Annotated in this window: 22 protein-coding genes; 8 read left to right on the top strand and 14 right to left on the bottom strand. The window is 72.0% G+C overall.

Translation table 11 applies throughout. From position 1 onward, the window contains the following. The first annotated feature begins 53 nt into the window (after nt 1–53). Entirely contained in the window at nt 54–797 is a 744-nt protein-coding gene (locus Pma05_RS08250; protein WP_203856709.1) for a Clp protease N-terminal domain-containing protein, read from the top strand. Beyond that, nucleotides 794–2188, top strand: coding sequence for an MFS transporter (locus Pma05_RS08245; protein WP_203856708.1), 1395 nt, complete (start codon nt 794–796; stop codon nt 2186–2188). Before Pma05_RS08250 ends, Pma05_RS08245 begins: the two co-directional genes overlap by 4 nt. A gap of 234 nt (nt 2189–2422) precedes the next feature. On the opposite strand, the gene Pma05_RS08240 is transcribed toward Pma05_RS08245, so the two are convergent. After that, the gene (locus Pma05_RS08240) at nt 2423–3913 is read right to left on the bottom strand and encodes a PQQ-dependent sugar dehydrogenase (RefSeq protein WP_203856707.1); all 1491 of its coding nucleotides are present in this window, start codon (nt 3911–3913) and stop codon (nt 2423–2425) included. 608 nt (nt 3914–4521) lie between these two features. Between Pma05_RS08240 and Pma05_RS08235 the strand changes: the two genes are divergently transcribed. Further along, nucleotides 4522–7062 (top strand): beta-xylosidase/alpha-l-arabinosidase, encoded by a 2541-nt coding sequence (locus Pma05_RS08235; RefSeq protein ID WP_239311932.1) that lies wholly within the window; start codon nt 4522–4524, stop codon nt 7060–7062. A gap of 170 nt (nt 7063–7232) precedes the next feature. On the opposite strand, the gene Pma05_RS08230 is transcribed toward Pma05_RS08235, so the two are convergent. The 4 genes from Pma05_RS08230 to Pma05_RS08215 form a co-directional block, all read right to left on the bottom strand. Beyond that, nucleotides 7233–7856 carry an OmpA family protein gene (locus Pma05_RS08230; protein WP_203856705.1) on the bottom strand — a complete coding sequence of 208 codons (624 nt, stop codon included), beginning with the start codon at nt 7854–7856 and terminating at the stop codon, nt 7233–7235. Further along, nucleotides 7840–8448, bottom strand: a complete 609-nt coding sequence (locus Pma05_RS08225; RefSeq protein ID WP_203856704.1) for a hypothetical protein — start codon at nt 8446–8448, stop codon at nt 7840–7842. Before Pma05_RS08225 ends, Pma05_RS08230 begins: the two co-directional genes overlap by 17 nt. Nucleotides 8449–8659: 211 nt before the next feature. Next, nucleotides 8660–9088, bottom strand: a complete 429-nt coding sequence (locus tag Pma05_RS08220; protein WP_203856703.1) for a DUF2267 domain-containing protein — start codon at nt 9086–9088, stop codon at nt 8660–8662. A gap of 71 nt (nt 9089–9159) precedes the next feature. Continuing rightward, nucleotides 9160–9297 carry an NUDIX hydrolase gene (locus tag Pma05_RS08215; RefSeq protein WP_203856702.1) on the bottom strand — a complete coding sequence of 46 codons (138 nt, stop codon included), beginning with the start codon at nt 9295–9297 and terminating at the stop codon, nt 9160–9162. Between the two features lie 419 nt (nt 9298–9716). Here Pma05_RS08215 and Pma05_RS08210 point away from each other — a divergent pair, with 419 nt between their 5' ends. Beyond that, a complete protein-coding gene (locus Pma05_RS08210; RefSeq protein WP_203856701.1) occupies nt 9717–10070 on the top strand; it encodes a DUF6223 family protein in 354 nt (117 codons plus the stop codon). Nucleotides 10071–10132: 62 nt separating this feature from the next. Continuing rightward, nucleotides 10133–11008 carry an SDR family oxidoreductase gene (locus Pma05_RS08205; protein WP_203856700.1) on the top strand — a complete coding sequence of 292 codons (876 nt, stop codon included), beginning with the start codon at nt 10133–10135 and terminating at the stop codon, nt 11006–11008. A 26-nt stretch (nt 11009–11034) separates the two neighbouring features. Here the strand turns inward: Pma05_RS08205 and Pma05_RS08200 are convergent, their stop codons facing one another. The 3 genes from Pma05_RS08200 to Pma05_RS08190 all read right to left on the bottom strand — a co-directional run bounded on the left by Pma05_RS08200 (nt 11035) and on the right by Pma05_RS08190 (nt 13233). Continuing rightward, the gene (locus Pma05_RS08200) at nt 11035–11904 is read right to left on the bottom strand and encodes a DUF72 domain-containing protein (protein ID WP_203856699.1); all 870 of its coding nucleotides are present in this window, start codon (nt 11902–11904) and stop codon (nt 11035–11037) included. Between the two features lie 145 nt (nt 11905–12049). Further along, nucleotides 12050–12448 carry a TraR/DksA family transcriptional regulator gene (locus Pma05_RS08195; RefSeq protein ID WP_203856698.1) on the bottom strand — a complete coding sequence of 133 codons (399 nt, stop codon included), beginning with the start codon at nt 12446–12448 and terminating at the stop codon, nt 12050–12052. 146 nt (nt 12449–12594) lie between these two features. Continuing rightward, the gene (locus Pma05_RS08190; protein WP_203856697.1) at nt 12595–13233 is read right to left on the bottom strand and encodes a nucleoside/nucleotide kinase family protein; all 639 of its coding nucleotides are present in this window, start codon (nt 13231–13233) and stop codon (nt 12595–12597) included. A 134-nt stretch (nt 13234–13367) separates the two neighbouring features. On the opposite strand from Pma05_RS08190, the gene Pma05_RS08185 reads away from it, so the two are divergent. Further along, complete coding sequence (locus tag Pma05_RS08185) at nt 13368–14561, top strand: RNA-guided endonuclease InsQ/TnpB family protein (protein WP_203856696.1); 1194 nt, start codon at nt 13368–13370, stop codon at nt 14559–14561. 43 nt (nt 14562–14604) lie between these two features. Beyond that, nucleotides 14605–14889, top strand: coding sequence for a response regulator transcription factor (locus tag Pma05_RS08180; RefSeq protein WP_239311929.1), 285 nt, complete (start codon nt 14605–14607; stop codon nt 14887–14889). Nucleotides 14890–14948: 59 nt separating this feature from the next. Here Pma05_RS08180 and Pma05_RS08175 read toward each other — a convergent pair whose 3' ends face one another. Further along, nucleotides 14949–15566, bottom strand: a complete 618-nt coding sequence (locus Pma05_RS08175; protein ID WP_203856694.1) for a winged helix-turn-helix domain-containing protein — start codon at nt 15564–15566, stop codon at nt 14949–14951. Nucleotides 15567–15759: 193 nt separating this feature from the next. On the opposite strand from Pma05_RS08175, the gene Pma05_RS08170 reads away from it, so the two are divergent. Beyond that, nucleotides 15760–16683, top strand: coding sequence for an AEC family transporter (locus Pma05_RS08170; RefSeq protein WP_203856693.1), 924 nt, complete (start codon nt 15760–15762; stop codon nt 16681–16683). Nucleotides 16684–16736: 53 nt separating this feature from the next. Here Pma05_RS08170 and Pma05_RS08165 read toward each other — a convergent pair whose 3' ends face one another. The 5 genes from Pma05_RS08165 to Pma05_RS08145 all read right to left on the bottom strand — a co-directional run bounded on the left by Pma05_RS08165 (nt 16737) and on the right by Pma05_RS08145 (nt 19022). Then, nucleotides 16737–17111, bottom strand: coding sequence for a hypothetical protein (locus Pma05_RS08165; protein ID WP_203856692.1), 375 nt, complete (start codon nt 17109–17111; stop codon nt 16737–16739). After that, nucleotides 17108–17587, bottom strand: a complete 480-nt coding sequence (locus Pma05_RS08160; RefSeq protein WP_203856691.1) for a hypothetical protein — start codon at nt 17585–17587, stop codon at nt 17108–17110. Before Pma05_RS08160 ends, Pma05_RS08165 begins: the two co-directional genes overlap by 4 nt. 96 nt (nt 17588–17683) lie before the next feature. Beyond that, entirely contained in the window at nt 17684–17902 is a 219-nt protein-coding gene (locus tag Pma05_RS08155; RefSeq protein ID WP_203856690.1) for a hypothetical protein, read from the bottom strand. A gap of 24 nt (nt 17903–17926) precedes the next feature. Beyond that, nucleotides 17927–18484 carry a hypothetical protein gene (locus Pma05_RS08150; protein WP_203856689.1) on the bottom strand — a complete coding sequence of 186 codons (558 nt, stop codon included), beginning with the start codon at nt 18482–18484 and terminating at the stop codon, nt 17927–17929. Then, nucleotides 18474–19022 (bottom strand): TlpA family protein disulfide reductase, encoded by a 549-nt coding sequence (locus tag Pma05_RS08145; protein ID WP_203856688.1) that lies wholly within the window; start codon nt 19020–19022, stop codon nt 18474–18476. Before Pma05_RS08145 ends, Pma05_RS08150 begins: the two co-directional genes overlap by 11 nt. Nucleotides 19023–19031 lie beyond the last annotated feature (9 nt).

Here is a 19031-nt window from a genome sequence, read left to right as displayed (position 1 = left end):
AACGGGGTCAACCGTAGGTTGACGGACACCGACCGTCAACCTACGGTTGACGCATGGAGCGACTTCCGGTACGCCTCGACGACCTCATCGAGTACGTCCGCCGCCAGCACCCCACCGGGGACGCCCTGGAGCGGCTCACCGACGCGGTACTGGTCGGCGAATATCTCGGCGACCTCGCCGACCACCTGATCGGGCACTTCGTCGACCAGGCCCGCCGCTCCGGTGCCTCCTGGACCGACATCGGCCAGAGCATGGGGGTCAGCAAGCAGGCCGTGCAGAAGCGCTTCGTGACCCGGCGGTCCGACCAGGACGAGCAGATCCCGGCCAGCGCCTTCGCCCGGTTCACCGACCGGGCCCGCAACGTGGTGACCCAGGCCCAGGCGGAGGCCCGGTACGCCGGCAGCGCCGAGGTCGGCACCGAACACCTGCTCCTCGGCATCCTGCACGAACCCGACGGCCTGGCCGGCCGGGCGATCGCGGCGCTGGGCGTTTCCGCCGAGGCGGTCCGGACCGCCGTCCACGCCACCGCCCCCGACCTGGTCGGGCAGGCGGGCGCGGCGGAGCACCTACCGTTCTCGACCGCCGCCAAGCAGGTACGGGACCGCACCTTCGCCGAGGCACTGCGGCTCGGCCACAACTACGTCGGCACCGAGCACCTCCTGCTCGGGCTGCTGGCCGCCGAGACCGAGCCGGGCGCGCGGGTCCTGATCGGGCTGGGCGTGACCCGGGTCCGGGCCGAGGAGTGGATCGTCGACACCCTCCGTGGCCTGCCCCGGTCGGCCAGCTCCGGCAGGTGAGCACCGCGACGCCGGGCAGCGGGACGCCGGGCAGCGGGACGCTCTGGCGCCGCCGCGACTTCCCGCTCTTCTGGGCCGGTCAGGCGCTCTCCGCACTGGGTGACTCGTTCTCTCTGCTCGCCGTACCGCTGCTGGTGTTGCACGCGACCGGCTCGGTGGCCCGGATGGGCCTGCTGACCGGACTGGTCGGGGCGGCGTCGGTGGCGGCCGGGATCGTGGCCGGCCATCTGGTCGACCGGGTGGACCGGCGACTCCTGCTGCTCGGCTGCGACCTGTTCCGGGCCGTCGGATACGCCAGCATCCCGGTGATCTGGCTCTTCGCGCCGCAGCTCTGGCTGCTCTACCTGGTCGCGCCGGCCTGCGCCGCCGTGGGGATGGTCTTCCAGGTCGGCTACGTCGCCGCCGTGCCGGCGCTGGTCGGTCCGGCCCAGATCACCCGGGCGAACGGACAGCTCTACGCGACGTACGCGGCGGCCGGGATCATCGGCCCGGTACTGGCCGGGCTGCTCTCCGCCGCCGTCGGGCCGGCCGCCGCGCTCGCCGTCGACGCCGGCACCTTCGCCCTCTCCGCGCTCGGCCTCTGCTTCGTCCGGCTCCGCACCCCGACGACGCACCGAGCCGAGGACGCCCCGACGACGCACCACGCCGAGGACGCCCTGGTGACCCATCGCGTCGAGGCCGCCTCGGCGGGCACCGCGCCGGAGTCGCCGGACTCCACACCGGACTCCACGCCGGATCCCCGGGCCGGCCGTTCCGGCTGGTCGGACCTGCTGGTCGGGGTCCGGTTCCTCTGGCGGCATCCGGTACTGCGGACGTTGACGCTCCTGCTGTCGTTCCTGACCTTCCTCACCATCGGGTTGACCGACGTCTTCATCTACCACGTCAAGCACGACCTCGGCCGCTCCGACGGCACCGTCGGGTACGTCCTGGCCGCTGCCGCCGGGGGCACCATCGTGGCCGCACTGCTGGTCGCCCCGGTACGCCGGTCGCTGGGCTTCGGCCCGTGCTGGATCGGGGCGTACGCGCTCAGCGGGCTGGCCGTCGTCGGCGCGGGACTGACCCGGGACGTACCGGCGCTGGCCCTGCTGGTGGCCGCCTACACGTTCGGGACCAGCCTCGCCGGGATCTGTTCGATGTCGCTGCGCCAGCAGGTCACCCCGGATCACCTGCTCGGCCGGGTGACCTCGGCGTTCTGGACCCTGCATTCCGCGCTCGGCCCGCTCGGCGCGGCCGTGCTGACCGGGGCAGTGGCCCGGTACGGCACCGCGGCGGTCTGTCTCGCCGCCGGCCTGACCTGCCTCGGCATCGCCGCCCTCGCCACGCTGACCCCGATCCGCACGCCGTACCCGGAACTCGTCCCGGCCCGGACCGCCGGTCCGACTCCGGGCTGAGCACCACCGCCCCGGGAGGCTGCGGAAGTCCGACGTCGGGAGCCGGGACGCCGCCGTCGACCGGCGCTTACCGAGGAGTTACCGCACATCAGGACGCGTTGGCGGGTGGTCGCAAGCCGAAGGTGATGTTCGACGGTGTCGTCGAGCTGGAGAAGCCGCGCCGCTGCCGGTGGGACTCTTCGGCTCACGGACGCTCGGCGGTGGCCGGGCGCCCGGCCACCGCCGACGACAGTCTCAGGGGCTGGTGCAGGTGAGGTTGCCCGGCGGGGTGTTGGTCCCGGTCCACGAGCCCTGGAAGCCGAACGTGGCCGAGCCGTTGGCGCCGAGGGTGCCGTTCCAGCTCACGTTCCGGACCGTGATCGAGGAGCCGCTCGCGGTCAGCGTGCCGTTCCAGAGCTGGCTGATCGTCTGCCCGTTGGCGAAGGTCCACCGCACGGTCCAGCCGTTCAGGGTGCTGGTGCCGTTGTTGCGGACCGTCACCTCGCCCTGGAAGCCGCCCTGCCACTGGTTGACCTGGCGGTAGGTGGCGGTGCAGGCACCGCTGCCCGGCGGCGGGGTGCTGGTCGGCGGGACGCTGGGCGTCGGCGAGGAGGTGGGCGGCCGGGTGGTCGCGGTGGGCGTCGGGGTCGCGCCGACCGGCAGGAAGCGGAGGATCCGGTCGTCGGTGGCGGCCGGCGAGCCGCGGCCGTCCCGGTTGCTGGTGGCCACCCAGAGCGAGCCGTCCGGGGCGCGTTCGACGGTACGCAGCCGACCGTACTGGCCGGTGAGCTGGGCGGTCGGGCTGCCGGCCACCCCGCCGCTGCCGTTCAGCGGTACCTGCCAGAGCCGGGTGCCGCGCAGCGCGGCGACGAAGAGCATGTTGCCGTCGATCGTGGCACCGCTCGGCGACGCCTCGGCGGTCGTCCAGGTGACGATCGGGTTCCGGAACCGCGGGTCGTTGCCCTGGCCCTCCACCGTCGGCCAGCCGTAGTTGCCGCCGGGCACGATGTAGTTGACCTCGTCCCAGGTGTTCTGCCCGAACTCGCTGGCGTAGAGCCGGCCCTGGGCGTCCCAGGCGAGCCCCTGCACGTTGCGGTGGCCGAGGCTGTAGACCAGCGAGCCGGCGGTCGGATTGTCCGGCGGGGCGCTGCCGTCCGGCCGCATCCGCAGGATCTTGCCGTTGCGGCTGGACGGGTTCTGCGAGTTGGCGGTCTGGCCCGCGTCGCCGACACCGGCATAGAGCATGCCGTCCGGGCCGAAGGCGATCCGGCCGCCGTCGTGGAAGCTGGCCCGGGCCAGCCCGGTGAGGATCGGTGTCTGGGTCTGCGGCGCGTCGAGCCGGAACCGGATGATCCGGTTGTCGCTGGCCGAGGTGAAGTAGGCGTACACGTAGCGGTCGCTGGCGTAGGTCGGCGAGACGGCCAGGCCGAGCAGCCCGGCCTCGCCGCCGGGCGAGACGCCGGAGATGGTGGCGACCTGCTGCGGGCTCTGCCCCGGGCGGACCTGCACGACCCGGGCGGTGTCCCGCTCGGCTACCAGCGCGCTGCCGTCCGGCAGGAAGGCCATGCCCCAGGGCGCCTGGAGGTTGGTGGCGACGGTCTGCGGCCGGCTGAAGTCGAACTCGCCGGCGGCCAGCACCCCCACCCCGTCGCCCGGCGCCGACGTCGTGTCGGCGACGGCGAACCCGGCGCCGCCGAGTACGACGGCGAGCGCCGCACCCGTGACGAGAAGCCGACTACTCCTCATGCCGCACCTCCAGGCGGGCCAACCTCTTCCGCGGGCACGGCCGCCCGACGAGACAGAGACGGTCGTCAATGTATCACCGGTACCCGGCACGGTCTAGATCAGCTCCACCGAGGGCGGACGAGCCGGTCCCCGCCCGGCCGGCCCGCCCGCGTCCTCGGCGGGTTCCCCCACCCGCCATTCAGCCGGGTCCGACCACGCCATCCGCCGCACGCGAGATGACCGTCACGCACGGCGCGTCCGGACAGTGGGATACCGTTCGGTTGGTCCCGGAGGGTCGTCGCATCAGCCGCCATCCCTTCGACCGCCGGCACGGGCCCGAGACGCGCATGACTGCCGGGTATTCCCGCACCCCGCAAAGCCGAATCCGCAAACTTTCGGTGCCGGCCCGATAATTCGCCGTGATGCGGCGCACGCTACGACGCCGTGAACAAACGGTCAAGGCTTGTGCCCTCCGGGTACCTACGAGCTACTTTCGGTTGAAGTACCCTCTCGACGCGAGCCAGGCTTTCCGGAAACATGTCGGAAGTACGTGTGCGCCCGCGTCCACACCTCACCTCGACGCGCGGCGGCTCTGGAAGAGGCCAGCAACAAGCGACAGGAGGCTGCCCGTGAGCAGCAACCGCAATGCCGCCGACACCGGTCGGACCACCACCGACGTCGGGCGGCTTGAGGTCACGGGGGTGCACGATGGGCATCCGCACGACGGACAGCTCACCGCGACCGTCCCGACGGACGACGCGGCGCCCAGCGACAGCCCCGCTCCCGGCGCCCTGCCCCGCTGGCAGGACCCGCGCCTGCCGGTGACCCTGCGGGTCGAGGATCTGGTCACCCGGCTCTCGCTGGAGGAGAAGATAGCGCAGTTGTACGGCGTCTGGGTGGGTGGCGACGCCACCGGCGAGGACCTGGCGCCGCACCAGCACGAGATGACCAGCGAGGCCCCGGACTGGCGCGGCCTGATCAGCGCCGGCCTCGGCCAGCTCACCCGGGCGTTCGGCACCGCGCCCGTCGACCCCGCCCTCGGCGCCCGGGCCCTGGCCCGGATGCAGGAGGAGATCGTCGCCGCCAACCGGTTCGGCATCCCGGCCATCGCGCACGAGGAGTGCCTGACCGGCGTGATGACCTGGAAGGCGACTGTCTATCCGACCCCGCTGGCCTGGGGCGCGACCTTCGACCCGGAGCTGGTCGAGCGGATGGCCGGGCAGATCGGCTCGGCGATGCGGGGGCTCGGCGTACACCAGGGGCTGGCGCCGGTGCTGGACGTGATCCGGGATCTGCGCTGGGGGCGCTGCGAGGAGTCGATCGGCGAGGACCCCTACCTGGTCGCCACCATCGGCACCGCGTACGTCCGGGGCCTGGAGTCCACCGGCGTGGTCGCCACCCTGAAGCACCTGGTCGGATACTCGGCCTCCCGGGCGGGCCGCAACCACGGGCCGGTCAGCGCCGGCCCCCGGGAACTGGCCGACGTGCTCCTCCCGCCCTTCGAGATGGCCCTGCGGGACGGCGGCGCGAGGTCGGTGATGCACGCCTACACCGAGATCGACGGCGTTCCGCCGGCCGCCGACCCGGAACTGCTCACCCGGCTGCTCCGGGACGACTGGGGCTTCACCGGCACCGTCGTCTCCGACTACTTCGGAATCAGCTTCCTGCAACGGCTGCACAAGGTCGCGGCCGACCTGGGCGAGGCGGCGGCGCTGGCGCTGACCGCCGGGGTGGACGTCGAACTGCCGGCGGCACACTGCTACGGCAGCCCGCTGATCGACGCGGTCCGCGCCGGTACCGTGCCGGAGTCCCTGGTCGACACGGCGGTGACCCGGGTGCTCCGGCAGAAGTGCGAACTCGGCCTGCTCGACGCCGACTGGTCGGCGATGCCGCCCGCGCTCGCCGGCACCGGCGAGCGGAGCAACGGCGACGCGCCGGGCATCGCCGAGGGCTCCGTCGATCTCGACCCGCCGGCCAGCCGGGCGCTGGCCCGGGAGATCGCCGAGGAGTCGGTGGTGCTGCTGGCGAACTCCGGCACGCTGCCGCTGCGCCCGGACAGCCGGATCGCCGTGGTCGGGCCGCTGGCCGACAACGTCGCCGGAATGCTCGGCTGCTACACCTTCCCCGGCCACGTCGGCGGCCAGCATCCGGAGCTGCCGGACGGGGTCGAGATCCCGACCCTGCTGGCCGCGCTCCAGGCCGAGCTGCCGGAGACCCCGATCAAGTACGCCCCGGGCGGCACCGTCGACGGCCCGGCCGAGCTGGACGCCGAGGCGATCAGCGCGGCCGTGGCGGTGGCCGCCGAGGCGGACGTCTGCGTGGCGGTACTCGGCGACCGGGCCGGACTCTTCGGCCGGGGCACCTCCGGCGAGGGCTGCGACACCGGCGACCTGCGACTGCCGGGCGCCCAGCCGGATCTGCTGGCGGCACTGCTGGGCACCGGTACCCCGGTGGTGCTGGTGTTGCTCGCCGGCCGCCCGTACGCGCTCGGTGACTCGGTCGACCGGCTCGCCGCGGTGGTGCAGGCGTTCTTCCCCGGCGAGGAGGGCGGGCCGGCGGTGGCTCGGGTACTCAGCGGAGCGGTCTGCCCGTCCGGCCGACTGCCGGTGGGTGTGCCGCGTACCCCGGGCAGCCAGCCGAGCAGCTACCTCAACCCGGTGCTGGGGCAGAAGACCGAGGTCAGCAGCGTCGACCCGACCCCGCTCTTCCCGTTCGGCCACGGCCTGTCGTACACCGGGTTCAGTTGGCCGGAGGTGCGGGTGGAGGACGCGGTGCCGGTCGCGGACCGGCCGGTGGAGGTGCCGACGGACGGCGCCGTCACCGTCTCCGTCTCGGTCCGCAACGACGGCGACCGGCGCGGCACCGAGGTGGTGCAGCTCTACCTGCACGACCCGGTCGCCCAGGTGACCCGGCCGGTGGTCCGGCTGATCGGCTACGCCCGGGTGCCGCTCGACCCGGGCCAGACCCGGCAGGTGGACTTCCGGGTACACGCCGACCTCTCCTCGTTCACCGGTCGGCTCGGTCACCGGGTGGTCGAGCCCGGCGATCTGGAGCTGCGGCTCTCCGCCTCCAGCGCCGACCACCGGCACACCGTCCCGGTCCGGCTGACCGGACCGGAGCGGCGGGTGGACCACCGACGGCAGCTCGTCGCCGAGGTGACGCTGCACTGACGAGCCTGCCCGGCGCCCCGATGGTCGGCGGTTGGGGCGCCGGGCACTCCCCGTCCGGCCAGCCGTCGGGTCGCTCGGCGTTCGGCAGCGGCAGGCCACCTGCGGGTACTCGCCGGCCCGCGCCATCGCCACGGGTACCGGTCAGCCTCGGTGCTACTCGTCGATCGGTACTACTTGTCGAAGCGGATCTCGACCCGACGGTTCTTCGCCCTGCCGACCGGATCGTCGTCGCCGTCCGGTGTGCTGTTCGGCGCGACCGGCTTCTGCTCGCCGTACCCGCTGACCCGGAAGGTCACCGGGGCGCCGGCCAGCAGCGCGACCAGCGCGTCCCGGACGGCCTCGGCGCGTCGCCGCGACAACCGCAGGTTGTCCGCCTCGCTGCCGATCGAGTCGGTATGGCCGTCGACGAGCACCGTTCCGCTGGCCTGGCTGCGGATTCGCTCGGCGACCCGCGCCAGCCGCTGGTTCGCCGCCGGGGTGAGGTCGGCCTTGCCGAACGCGAACAGCACGTCGGCGCCGAGCGTGACCTCGACCCGGTCGGCGGACTCCGCCTCGGTGCTGTCCCCCTCGACGTTGCCGGAGACGAGGAAGACGTCCGCCGTCGGGGTCTGCACGTCGAGGACCGGAGTCTCGACCTCTCCGCCCGGGGACCGGTACGTCGGCCCGCCCACCACCGTCGGTCCGGGGCTCGGCGTCCCGCCGGGTGCCGCCCACACCGCCGTCGGGGTGAGCAGCAGGCCGATCGTGACGGCGACCGTGCTCCACCGGTACGGCGGGCTAACCGAGCGGAACATTCTCGAACACCGGAATTCGCGGAATGACGACGTCCACGCTCGACACGTCGTCCGGTGGCGCCCCGAACGTGGCGAAGAGGTCGACCGCCTGCCGGGGCTCGACGAAGACCGCGCCCAGGTCGGCGGAGGCCAGATACTGCTGGTTGGCGTTGCGCGCCACGAGATACTGCTTGCGGTTCTTCCGGTCGACCAGGTAGACCCCGGAGAAGGCGCTCCCGCTCTTGAGCCGCGGGGCGTCGCCCTGGAACGTCGAGCTGATCTGCCAGTCCTGCTTCGGGTCCGGGGAGACATTCGTCAGGCGTACCCGGACGGTCAGGAAGCCCTGGTCCCGGCGGAGCCCGTACAGCTCGACCTTGATCGGTACGACCTCACCCGCCCCGTTACCGTCGAACTGGACCTCCCTGGTGGCGACGACCGGCCCCAGCTCCGCCGGCCGACCCTCCGCCGGGCTGGCGCCGTCCTGCTGGTCCTCTGCCGAACCGGTCGCCCCTGCCCGGTCGGGCTCGGCGCCGATGGTGCAGCCGGCGGCCAGCGGCAGTGCCGCCACCGCCAGCGTCACCACGAGCACGCCCTTGGCCAATCGCAATCGCACCCGTTGGGTCCTTCCGGTCGTGTCCCGACCGGACCGTCGGCGGTGGTTGACCGCGATGGCGGAGGTCGGCACGGAGGTGAATGTGTGTCGGTTCGACCCGACACTACGAACCTCCGGCCGGTGGGATATCCCCGTTTCGTGCCACCGTTGATGGTGGGCCCGCACGTGATGCCGGGGCCCGCACGGGGCGACCGAGCCGAGACCCGGGACGCTACGGCATGATCGTGGTCAGGTCCTTCGGCATGCTCGACTTGACGTCGTCCCACTCGCCCTGGGTGACGTGCCGCCGCAGCGCGTTCAGCACCGTGTTCACCACGGTCGCCGGGCCACCCTCGACGTCGAACGGGAACCCGGCGCGTACCTCGTAGAGGAACTCCTCCCGATTCAGCTTGATCGGGACGACGCTCGGATCCCAGCCCTCGAAGTAGACCCCACGCACCAGCGTCGGCAACTGGGCCGCGAAGTGCGCGCTCTCCTGCACCGGCAGCCGGTCCCGGAGCAGGTGCAGTACGGTGCGCAGGGCCGCGTACGACTGGTTGCGGCGTTCCTTCGGCCACCCGTACGCCTGCTCGATGTCCTTGAGGATGAGGTTGGTCTTGTCTATCGACGACTCGAAGACCGAGTACGAATTGTTCGGCACGACTGATCCCCCGTCCCGTCTCGGCTACTGCCCACCCTTGCCATGCTCGCCGCAGGGCGGGTGAGCCCCGCTCACCCGGGACGGGTGAATCCGCCGGGCAGGTCGAGGTTGGTGGCGGAGCGCTGCCCGGTCAGCCCGGTGACCAGCAGGATCGCCGCCACACCAGCGGCGATCGCCCAGTCTCTGACACCGATCCGTCCCCTGCCCATGCGCGCACCCTAGCCGGATGTCGGCCCGGGCGACTCGTGCGCGCGGATGATCGGCCGGCTACCGCACCCGCGGTACCGTCCCGGCTTCTGCGGCATCCGCGTCAGCCGGACGCGCCGCTCGCGGCAGGGTGAAGTGCCCGCGTCAGCAGGACGACAGGTGATGGGCCGCGACGGCATGATCAGGCGAAATTCACACTTCCGAAGTGAGACGCACGAAGCTGGAGAGGGACATGAGTTCATCAGGAGGCCGGACGTCAGTCCGACTGACGCTTGTCATCGCCGGAGCCACCCTGCTTGTGCTTGCTATCGCCGGCGTCACTCTACTCGGGGCTTTCGGGCTTGCCGGACCAGCAAACGAGCAGGTCGAGGCCCAGCCGCTCGTCGCTGGCGATGCTTACGCCCTGACCACCGGGCGACTCGTGAGCGCCGTGGCCGCACTGGTGGCGCTGGCCGGCGTGGTCATCGGTGGGCTGGCCCTGGCCCGCTCCAGCGGCCGGATCGGCAACGGCAACGGCAACGGGAAAAGGGGGGCCATCGTGGCCCTGGCGGCGGGGCTGACCGGCATGGTCGGCGGCGGGTTCGTGGTGGCCGCCGCCGAGGGCGGTCCCGGCACCGGCTACGGAATAGTCGGTGGCTTCGCGGCCCTGGTGATCGGACTGATCGCCACGGTCCTCGGCTGGCTGGCTCTGGCCCGCTCCCGCCTGTCTGAGGGCCGTGAACGAGGCGAACGCAACCCCGCAAATCGCCCCACCGCCGCCGAACCCCATGCCTGACGCCGCCGGTGGAGACGCTCGCCCACCCGGGACCGGCGTCGGCGCTGCGCCCCTGAGTTCAGATGTACCGGCTGATTGGCTTTCACGCCACACTGGGCTTCCTGAAGAAGCCGGCCAGCCGTTTCCAAGGTGAGGAGGGAGCTATGACACGTCCAGACACGGTGCTCGTCACCGGCGGTACCGGCGTACTGGGTCGCGAGCTGGTACGTCGGCTACAGGATCGGACCGAGGTGCGGGTGTTGAGTCGTCGCCCGCCTCAGGGACCCGGGTTCGTCCAGGGTGATCTCGAGACCGGCGATGGCCTGGCCGCCGCCGTCGAGGATGTGGATGTGATCGCCCACTGCGCGAGTGCGGCCGACTACCGGCGACCGCAGCGGGACGTGACCCAACTCCGGCAACTCCTCGACGCGACAGGTGGAGCGCGACCGCACCTGGTGTATGTCTCGATCGTCGGAGTGGACCGGGTTCGGTTCGGGTTCTTCCAGGCCAAGCTGGACACCGAGCGGCTCGTCGAAGACTCCGGACTGCCATGGACGATCCTGCGGGCCACCGAGTTCCACGATCTGATGCTGATGTACTTGTCGCTACTCTCCAAAGGTCCGGCCGCCGTGGTGCCGCGGAAGTCACTGTTGCAGCCAGTCGACGTGGGCGAAGTCGCCGAGCGAATGGCCGAACTTGTCATGGGGCCTGCGGCAGGCCGCGTTCGTGAGCTCGGCGGGCCGAAGGTCGAGTCGATGGCGGCCCTGATGCGCGCCTATCTCACCGCTGCACAGCGCCGCCGCCCGGTCATCAAGATCCCCCTGTGGGGCAGGCTGGGCGCGGCGTTCGGCGTGGGCGGCCAGCTGCTCACCGATGGCGACCGCGGCACGGTCACCTTCGCCGACTACCTAGGCGCGCGTAGTGACGCTGACGGCCTCCTCAGCCATCCCTACCCCTGATGCCACCATGATCCGTCAGACACGCTCTAGGCCGGCAGGAGATCGCGGAGCTTCGCGGCGTTCGTCTGGGCGTAGTCGCGATAGCAATTGTTGAACAATACGTGCGTCTCGGCGGTCTCGTCGGCGAGTTCGCGCAGCTTGGGCGCCCAGTCGGCCAGTTCCCGGTCGGAGTAGTGGTAGCCGAACTTCTGGTAGATGTCCTTGCTGGTCCACTTGTCGCTGTGCCCGTGGAACCGCACCACCGCCAGGTCGGCGGTGGCGGCCAGCACCGGCGGGACGGACGAGCGGTGGCCCTGCGGCATGTCGACCGAGACGTACGCCAGTTCGTGCTTGCGGAGGAACTCCAGCGTCTCGTCCCGGTTGCCGTCGGCGAACCAGGAGGCGTGTCGGAACTCGAAGACCGGGCGCAGCGGGCCGCAGCGCCGCCGCACCTCCAGCAGGTACTGCTTGTTGTCCCGGCGGATGGTGAACCACGGCGGGAACTGGAACAGCAGCGCGCCGAGTTTGCCCGCCTCGGCCAGCGGCTCCAGCGCGGAGAGGAACCGCGTCCAGACCTCCTCGTACGCCTGCGCCGGCAGGTCACCCGGGTAGACGTTCTTCTTCTCCGTCTCCGGCCGCAGGTCCTTGTAGAGCGCGGAGACCCGGGTCGGGTGCCCGGTGAGCAGGCTGAACGCCTTCACGTTGAAGGTGAACCCGGCAGGGGTACGCCCGGCCCACAGTTCGGCGGTCCGCTCGGCGGGCGGTGAGTAGTAGGTGGCGTCGACCTCGACCAGTGGGAACCGCTCGGCGTAGTAGCCCAACCGCCGCTCCGCACTGTCCGCGCTCGCCGGATACCAGCCCGACTCCAGCAGGGTCCGATCGGTCCACGAGGCGGTGCCGACCTTGATCTGCGCCATGGCTCCAGTTCACCCGCCCCACTCGCGACGGGCAAGCCGGGCGCACTCGGGACAGGCAGCGCGGGCACACTCGGGACGGGCAAGCCGGGCGTGGTCGGGACGGGCGGGGCGGGTGCGGTCCACCTCCGTCGTCGGTCGCGTCCGCTCAGGCCGCCCGGCGTTCCCGGGACTGCTTGCAGGTGACGCAGGTCGTCGCGGAGGGGAAGATCTCCAGCCGTTCCACCGGGATCGAGTCTCCGCAGCCCTCGCACCATCCGTACGTCCCGTCGGCCAGTCGGCTGAGCGCGTGCTCGAACTGGGCCCGGCGGTCGAGGATGGTCCGCAGCAGCGACTGCGCGGTGTCCCGCTCGGCCGTCTTCGTACCGCTGTCCGCCTGGTCGTCCCCGGCCGTGTCGCCGACCTCCACCAGGCGCAGTACCTGGCTCTGGGTCAACGCCTCGTCGTACTCGACGGTCAGCTCGTCGTAACGGGCTTGCAGGGCATGGCGGATCTGGTCGCTGTCGGCCGCCGAGCGGCGAGTACCGATTGCCTCGTTGACGAGCATGCGCTGCCTGCCTTTCCGTCGAAGGAACGGATCCGCGGTCCTGGACGGCATTGTCCGGGTCGCTCCGTCATGAGCAGCGCGATTACCCCGGCGCCGTCGCCGGCAAACCGCCGATCTGCCGCCCCTGGACGAGGGCTGTGCAGCGGTCAGCGGACGCTCTCCGGTTCGACCAGCGCGGGGTGCCGGGGATCGTCCAGCCGGACCACCACGTCGGCGAAGGTCGACGGTCCGACCTCGTCGGCGTACCGGGCGAAGGCCGGCAGGGTCCAGCGCTGCGCCTCGGGAGTCCGCCGGGCCAGCGCGCCGGGCGAGAGCACGAGGTGGACCGCCAGGTCGAACGGGAGGCCGCCGCCGAGCAGCAGCGGCCCGCTCACCAGGACCACCCCGCCGGGCGGCAGCGCGAGGTAGTCCGCCCGGGTGGCGCGGTCGGTCTCGGCGTTCCACAACGACGGCAGGATCCGCCCCGCACCGGCCGGGCCGGCGGGGTCGAGCACCTCCCGGCGCATTCCCGCCTCGTCGAGCCAGCCGAGGTAGTACGCGTCCGGGTTGGTCCGGCCCTGCTCGTAGCGAAGCGACGCCGGCCGGAGGAAGTCCGCCGCGTCGACGCGTACCGCCGGGCGGCCCTGGACCCGCAGCGGGTCGACCAGCGCGTCTGCGAGCCGGCCCGGTTCGGCGGCCGGCGGCCCGTCGACCGCCACCCTCAGCCAGCCAGCGGTACGCTCGCCGGCCAGCCGGTCGGCCAACTCCTGCACCAGCAGCTCGGGGGTGATCGGGCGGATCCTCATCAAGAGCCGCCCGAGAAACCCCTGGCTTCAGCCATGGGGAGGAAAGGGCGGTCAGGCGTGCTGTTGGTTGTCGGCATGGTGTCGACTCCTCTGCGGGGCCAGAACTGTCGGATGCGGCTGGGATGCTCGCGGGTGTGGAAGAGGTGGTGCGGTACACCTACCGGTTGCGCCCTGGCGCGACCGCGGAGGCCGCACTGTTTGGCGAGTGGGGGCGGTGTCGCTGGCTGTGGAACGAGGCCGTCCACCAGTACAGGACCGGCCGTAAACCCAACTTCGGCAGGTTGTCGAAGTTGTTGACCGAGGCGCGGGCTCGGTCGTCGTGGTTGCGGGATGGGTCGCAGGTCGTCCAGCAGCAGACGTTGCGTAGCTACGCTCTGGCCCTCCAGCACTCGTTCAGGGTGAGGGGATGGGGTCGGCCGAGACCGAAACGGCGTAAGGACGTTCTGCCCAGCCTGGAATACACCACGCGCGGGTTCTCGATCCGCGACCGTCGACTGCGGCTGCCCGGCGGCGTCACCATTCCGGTCGTCTGGTCCCGCGAGTTGCCGTCCGCGCCAACCAGTGTCCGGGTCTACCAGGACACGCTCGGGCACTGGTACGCCTCCTTCGTCGTCCGCCGTAACACCACGCCCGCGCCTGATGCTGAGGAAGCGATTGGTGTCGACTGGGGTGTCACGACGACCGCGACGACCACCGACCCCGCCTACGACCTGCCACACCTCGGCCACCGGAAACGCTGCGCCGCCGAACTGGCCAAACTCCAGCGCCGGATGGCCCGCCGTCGGCGCCCGAGGGGTGTCAAGCCGTCGAACGGCTATCTGCGGGCCAAGCGCCAGGCGGCGAAGGTGGCGAAGAGGGCGGCCCGGCAGAACACCCACAACGCCCGGGTCTGGGCGAAGAAGGTCGTCGACGACCACGCGACGATTGCTGTGGAGGATTTCAAGCCGACATTCCTGGCCAGGTCTCGGATGGCGCGTAAGGCTGCTGATGCGGCGATTGGTGCGGCGAAGCGGGAGTTGGTTGATCGTGGCTTGCGGGCGGGCCGGAGGGTGGTGTTGGTGCCGCCCGCATTTACCACGATGACCTGCTCGCAGTGCGGTACGAGAGCCAAGCACCGTCTCGGGCTGGATATCAGAGTCTTCCGGTGCGACACCTGCGGGTACACCGCGTGTCGGGACCGGAACGCCGCGAGGACGATCCTCGCCACGGCAGAGCGTGACCGTGCTGGTGCCGACGACGTGAGACATGCGATCACCTCCTTCCGGGATGGTGCTCTCGTGCGGTCTGAGCCAGAAATCCCCCGGCTTCCAGCCGTGGGGAAGCGTTAACCGACCATCCTGCCCCGGCCCGGATCGACACCGACCGGGGGCCGTGGTCACGGCGACGCAGGCCGGTCAGGCGTCACGACGGCCCGGTCACAGGCGGGGCGCCGACGGCAGGCGGCGGGACCGGCTGGCGGCACTGACCACCCGCGAGTCGGAGATCCTGCGCCTGGTGGCCGAGGGGCTGTCCAACGCCGAGGTGGGCCGGCGGCTGCGGATGAGCGAGATGACCATCAAGACGTACGTGAGCCGGATCCTGGCGAAACTCGACTGCACGAACCGGGTGCAGGCCGCCCTGCTGGCCCGGGACGCCGGGCCCACCCCGTGGCACTGACACCTCGCCCCGGGGTGGGTCGGCCGTAGCGGTCGACGGTCAGGCGTAACGGTCGACGGTCAGGCGTTGCGGTCGATGGTGACCACGGCGTCGTCGGCGAGCCGGTAACCGACCCCGTAGACGGTGGTGATCAGCGGTACGTCGCCGACCTTGCCGCGCAGTCGCCGGATGTGCACGTCGACGGTGCGGACCCCGGTGTGCTCGTAGCCCCAGACGGCGGTGAGCAACTGGAGTCGGGTGAAGACCCGCCGAGGGTGCGCGACCAGGTGCATCAGCAGGTCGAACTCCAGCCGGGTGAGCGGCAGCGGCTCGCCGCCGAGCAGCACGGACCGGGACGCCGCGAGGATGTGCAGCTCGGATGCGCCGATGGCGGCGGAGCTGACCGACCGGGCCGGGGTGCGCGGCGCGGCGGCTTCGGCGCGGCGCTCGGCCTGGCCGGCGAACCCACCGGTGATCGTCGCCTCGCCCCGTTCCACCAGCTCGCGGGCGGCTTCGAGCAGCCGACGGGCCGGTGCCGTCAGGACCTCCTCGTTGCCGACCAGCGGGATGGATAGCGTCACCGTCAGCGTCGGCGCGGTCGACCCGGCGGGTCTCCGGGACGCCCCGGGCGGTCGACCGGGGCCGACGGGCTGGGCGCTGTGCCACCCGGTACGCGACGAGGTGGGGCTGACCGACATGGTCCTCCTTGGCTGCTCCGGGTGTTCCCCCACGGCCCGAACCGCCGCTGTCTCGATGCTTCCGGGCACCGGGGCGAGGGTCAAGGGGACACGACGATGCATGAATGTGACAATCGACAAACTCACCGGAATCACTTGCTCGCTCTTAGTACCAGATCATGTCGCGCACCGTACACCCGGCAGGATGGTCAACATGCGGGGCGTGCTGACGGGGTTCGGGGTGATCTGGTCGGTGACCCTGGTCGGCTATCTCGCCGGCCGGTACGACCTGCTCGGCCCGCACGGCACCGCGGTGATCGCCCGGCTGGTCATCCTGATCGCCACTCCCGCACTGCTCTTCGGTACCCTGGCCCGGTCCACAGTGGCCGATCTGGCCACCCCGGCGCTGGTCGCCTTCGTGCTGAGTACCCTGATCGTGGCGGCGGTCTACCTGCTCGTCGCGCACTTCGGCTGGCGCAGCCCGGCTGGCGAGGCGACCGTCGGGGCGATGTCCGCGTCGTACGTCAACGCGGCCAACCTCGGGCTGCCGGTCGCCGCGTACGTCCTGGGCGACATCTCCTTCGTCGCCCCGGTCCTGATCTTCCAGGTGTTGGTGGCGTCACCCCTGTTCCTCGGGGTGTTGGACGCCACCACCACCGACCGGGGTCTGTCGGTACGCCGGCTGGCGCTGCTGCCGGCCCGCAACCCGATCATGCTGGGCTCCGCCGGCGGGTTGCTGGTCTCGCTCTCCGGCTGGCAGCCGCCGGCCGAGCTGCTGCGCCCGTTCGACCTGGTCGGCTCGGCCGCCGTCCCGCTGGCCCTGCTCGCGCTCGGCATGTCGCTGCCCGGGAGCCGCCCCCTGGCGGCCGGCCCCGGCGCCGCGCAGCGGTACGTCGCGGTGACCCTCAAGATCGTCGTGCAACCCGTGGTGGCGTACGTGATCGCCCGGTACGCCCTCGGCCTGACCGGGCCGGCCCTGCTGGCCGCCGTGGTCACCTCGGCGCTGCCGACCGCGCAGAACGTCTTCGTCTTCGCCACCCACTTCCGGCAGGCCCAGTCACACGCCCGGGACGTCGTGGTGCTCTCCACCGTCGCCGCCACCGTCTCACTCGCCGCCATCGCCGCCCTGCTCGGCTGAGTTGGCGAGGTCGTGCCCAACCCCGACATCGTGCTCAAGCGGCACGGTCGCGCTCAACCGGCGGCGGCGCGACGCCGGAGAGCGGCGTACCCGAGCCGGCCGGCCAGCCGGATCGCGGCGAGCCGACGCCGTGGTGCGAGCAGCCGGGCGCCGGCCAGCAGCATCGGGATCCCGGCGCGCACCTCGGCCCGGCCACCGGCCCGGAGCAGGACCAGCAGCGGCCGGGCGCACGGCCGGCGGCCGAGTCGTCGGGCCAGGACCGGGAACTCGACGGTCAGCCGGGGATCCCGGCAGGACCGGACCAGCACCTCCGGAGCCAGGATGTCGGGTAGCCGGCCAGCGATGCCGGAACACGTCCCGCACGCCGCGTCGAAGACCACCACCAGGCCGGTGATCTCGCCGCCCCGGTCTGACCCGGGCCGGTTCACCGGTCGACCAGGATCAGACCGGTGCCGAGCGCCGCCACGGTGGCCAGCGCGGTCGCCACGGCGAGCAGCCTCCGGTGCGCCCGCCAGCGCTCCTCCCACGAACCGTCGCCGCCGTAGCCGAGGCTGGCCGCGGGCATGATCCAGCGGGCCGCGGCGAAACCGATTCCGGCCGTCACCGCGCCGGCGAACGGCACCGCGAGCAGGATCGCGAGCAGCACCAGGTGCGGCAGCGCGGACGGGGAGTAGGTACGCATCCCGGTCCCCATCTCGAAGCCGAACTGGATCGTGCCGAGGAACCGCCCCCGGTGCTGTACCGCCTCGGGGACGAGTCGCTTGTTCTCCGGCACCGGCAGGGTCAGCAGCCCGGCCTCGCGCAGCAGTACGGCCCCGGCCAGCAGGGCGAGCGGCGCCAGCCGTACGGGTGCGGGCAGCAGCGCCTGGACCAGCCCGCCGAGTACGGCACCGACGACCGCCACCAGCAGGGCACCGAGTTGCAGGCCCAGGCCGAACCCGAGCAGTGGAACGGAACCGCGCCAGACCGGCGCGCTCAGCAGGAACGCCGAGTTGTTGCTTCAAGTGGAGCCCGAGTTGGCGTACCCGGCGGCCAGGCCCGCCCAGGCGAAGGCGAGCAGCGCCAGAGCCGTCCCGGCAACGTCCCCGGTGCCGCTGGTCGCGCCGAGCACCGCCGGTACGACGGCGCCGGCCACCACCGGAACGGCCACGGTGAGCGGGTGCGACAGGGCCCGGCGGAGCCGGGCACCCGTCGTACGCCCGATGGGATCGGCGGTCATCCGGCGAGATCCACGAGACAGCCCTTAGCCGTAGACGCCGATGAAGCAGACCGCGATGGTCAGGTCGGCCCGGTCGGTCCCGTCGTCCCAGTAGATGTGGGTCCAGGCGTCGGAGCACCGAAAGGTGTTACCGCTCGGGGCCGACCAGCGCCAGGCGTTCCGCCCGCTGCAATAGTGCGTGGTGCGCTGCGACCAGACGTCCTCGTACCACGGGCTGCTGTAGGTGAAGTGGCCGTCCCAGTGCCGGTTCTCCGCGTTGCACGGGCGGCCACCCCGGCGCCAGCCGCCGTGGCACATCGCCGGCCCCTCCCACCAGTTGCACGTCCCGGGGGTGTACCCGCTGGAGAGGTAGTCGGTGCAGTGCGGGTTGGTCCACTCGGAACTGGGCGCCGCCGCGGCGGCGGCCTCGCGGCGCGCGAGGACCAGGTCGAACGGGACCAGCGCGGCGGAGAGCGCCCCGACACTCAGGGCCTTGAACACCGTCCGCCGGGCGGCCGGAGGGTCGGGGATCAGCGCGCGGACCCGGCTCGGCGTGGCGTCGGCCGGAGCGGCGTCCGTGTCGGGGATGAGATCAAAGCGCACGGCTACTCCCGGAGGTCTCGGGTGCGGAGACGTCGAGTGCGGGGACGAGGCCGGCCAGCAGCGCCGGTACGTCGGTGTCGCCGTAGACGAACCGGCGGTCGGCGACGCGTCCCTCGGCGTCGATCAGGAAGACACACGGGGTGTAACCCTCGGAGAGGGCGCCCCACAGGTCGGGGTCCACGATGGTCGTCACCCCGGAGATGTCGTCGAAGGCGGCGACCGCGTCCGGCGAGGCGAAGAGCCCGACGACGCGTACGTCGTCGAGGTCCTGACCCGGCACGTGCCGGGCGGCGACCTGCCACACCAGGTGGCAGAGGGCACAACCGTCGCTGAGTTGCAGTACCAGGGTGTGCCGCTGCTCCCCGGTCGGCCACAGCGCGGTCGGCGCCGACTCGGCCTCGTCGGCCAGCAGGGCGGTACGCGGATTCAGCGCGGTCCGTTCCAGCAGGCGCAGCCTCGCGTACACGGCACCGACAGCCAGCAGGGCGAAGGCGGAGAGCAGCAGTGCGACGAGGGCGATGGCGGTGGGCAGACTCATGGCGGGCCC

This window comes from Plantactinospora mayteni (genome assembly GCF_016862935.1).
Lineage (GTDB): Bacteria > Actinomycetota > Actinomycetes > Mycobacteriales > Micromonosporaceae > Plantactinospora > Plantactinospora mayteni.
This window is presented reverse-complemented; position numbering and strand designations above follow the sequence as displayed.

Excerpts from the sequence above, each read along its gene's own strand:
- Pma05_RS08230 (WP_203856705.1), bottom strand. The coding sequence starts at position 7,856 with ATGTTCCGCTCGGTTAGCCCGCCGTACCGGTGGAGCACGGTCGCCGTC.
- Pma05_RS08250 (WP_203856709.1), top strand. The coding sequence starts at position 54 with ATGGAGCGACTTCCGGTACGCCTCGACGACCTCATCGAGTACGTCCGC.
- Pma05_RS08240 (WP_203856707.1), bottom strand. The coding sequence starts at position 3,913 with ATGAGGAGTAGTCGGCTTCTCGTCACGGGTGCGGCGCTCGCCGTCGTA.
- Pma05_RS08200 (WP_203856699.1), bottom strand. The coding sequence starts at position 11,904 with ATGGCGCAGATCAAGGTCGGCACCGCCTCGTGGACCGATCGGACCCTG.
- Pma05_RS08145 (WP_203856688.1), bottom strand. The coding sequence starts at position 19,022 with ATGAGTCTGCCCACCGCCATCGCCCTCGTCGCACTGCTGCTCTCCGCC.
- Pma05_RS08155 (WP_203856690.1), bottom strand. The coding sequence starts at position 17,902 with ATGACCGCCGATCCCATCGGGCGTACGACGGGTGCCCGGCTCCGCCGG.
- Pma05_RS08175 (WP_203856694.1), bottom strand. The coding sequence starts at position 15,566 with ATGTCGGTCAGCCCCACCTCGTCGCGTACCGGGTGGCACAGCGCCCAG.
- Pma05_RS08205 (WP_203856700.1), top strand. The coding sequence starts at position 10,133 with ATGTACCGGCTGATTGGCTTTCACGCCACACTGGGCTTCCTGAAGAAG.
- Pma05_RS08190 (WP_203856697.1), bottom strand. The coding sequence starts at position 13,233 with ATGAGGATCCGCCCGATCACCCCCGAGCTGCTGGTGCAGGAGTTGGCC.
- Pma05_RS08215 (WP_203856702.1), bottom strand. The coding sequence starts at position 9,297 with ATGGGCAGGGGACGGATCGGTGTCAGAGACTGGGCGATCGCCGCTGGT.
- Pma05_RS08195 (WP_203856698.1), bottom strand. The coding sequence starts at position 12,448 with ATGCTCGTCAACGAGGCAATCGGTACTCGCCGCTCGGCGGCCGACAGC.
- Pma05_RS08170 (WP_203856693.1), top strand. The coding sequence starts at position 15,760 with ATGCGGGGCGTGCTGACGGGGTTCGGGGTGATCTGGTCGGTGACCCTG.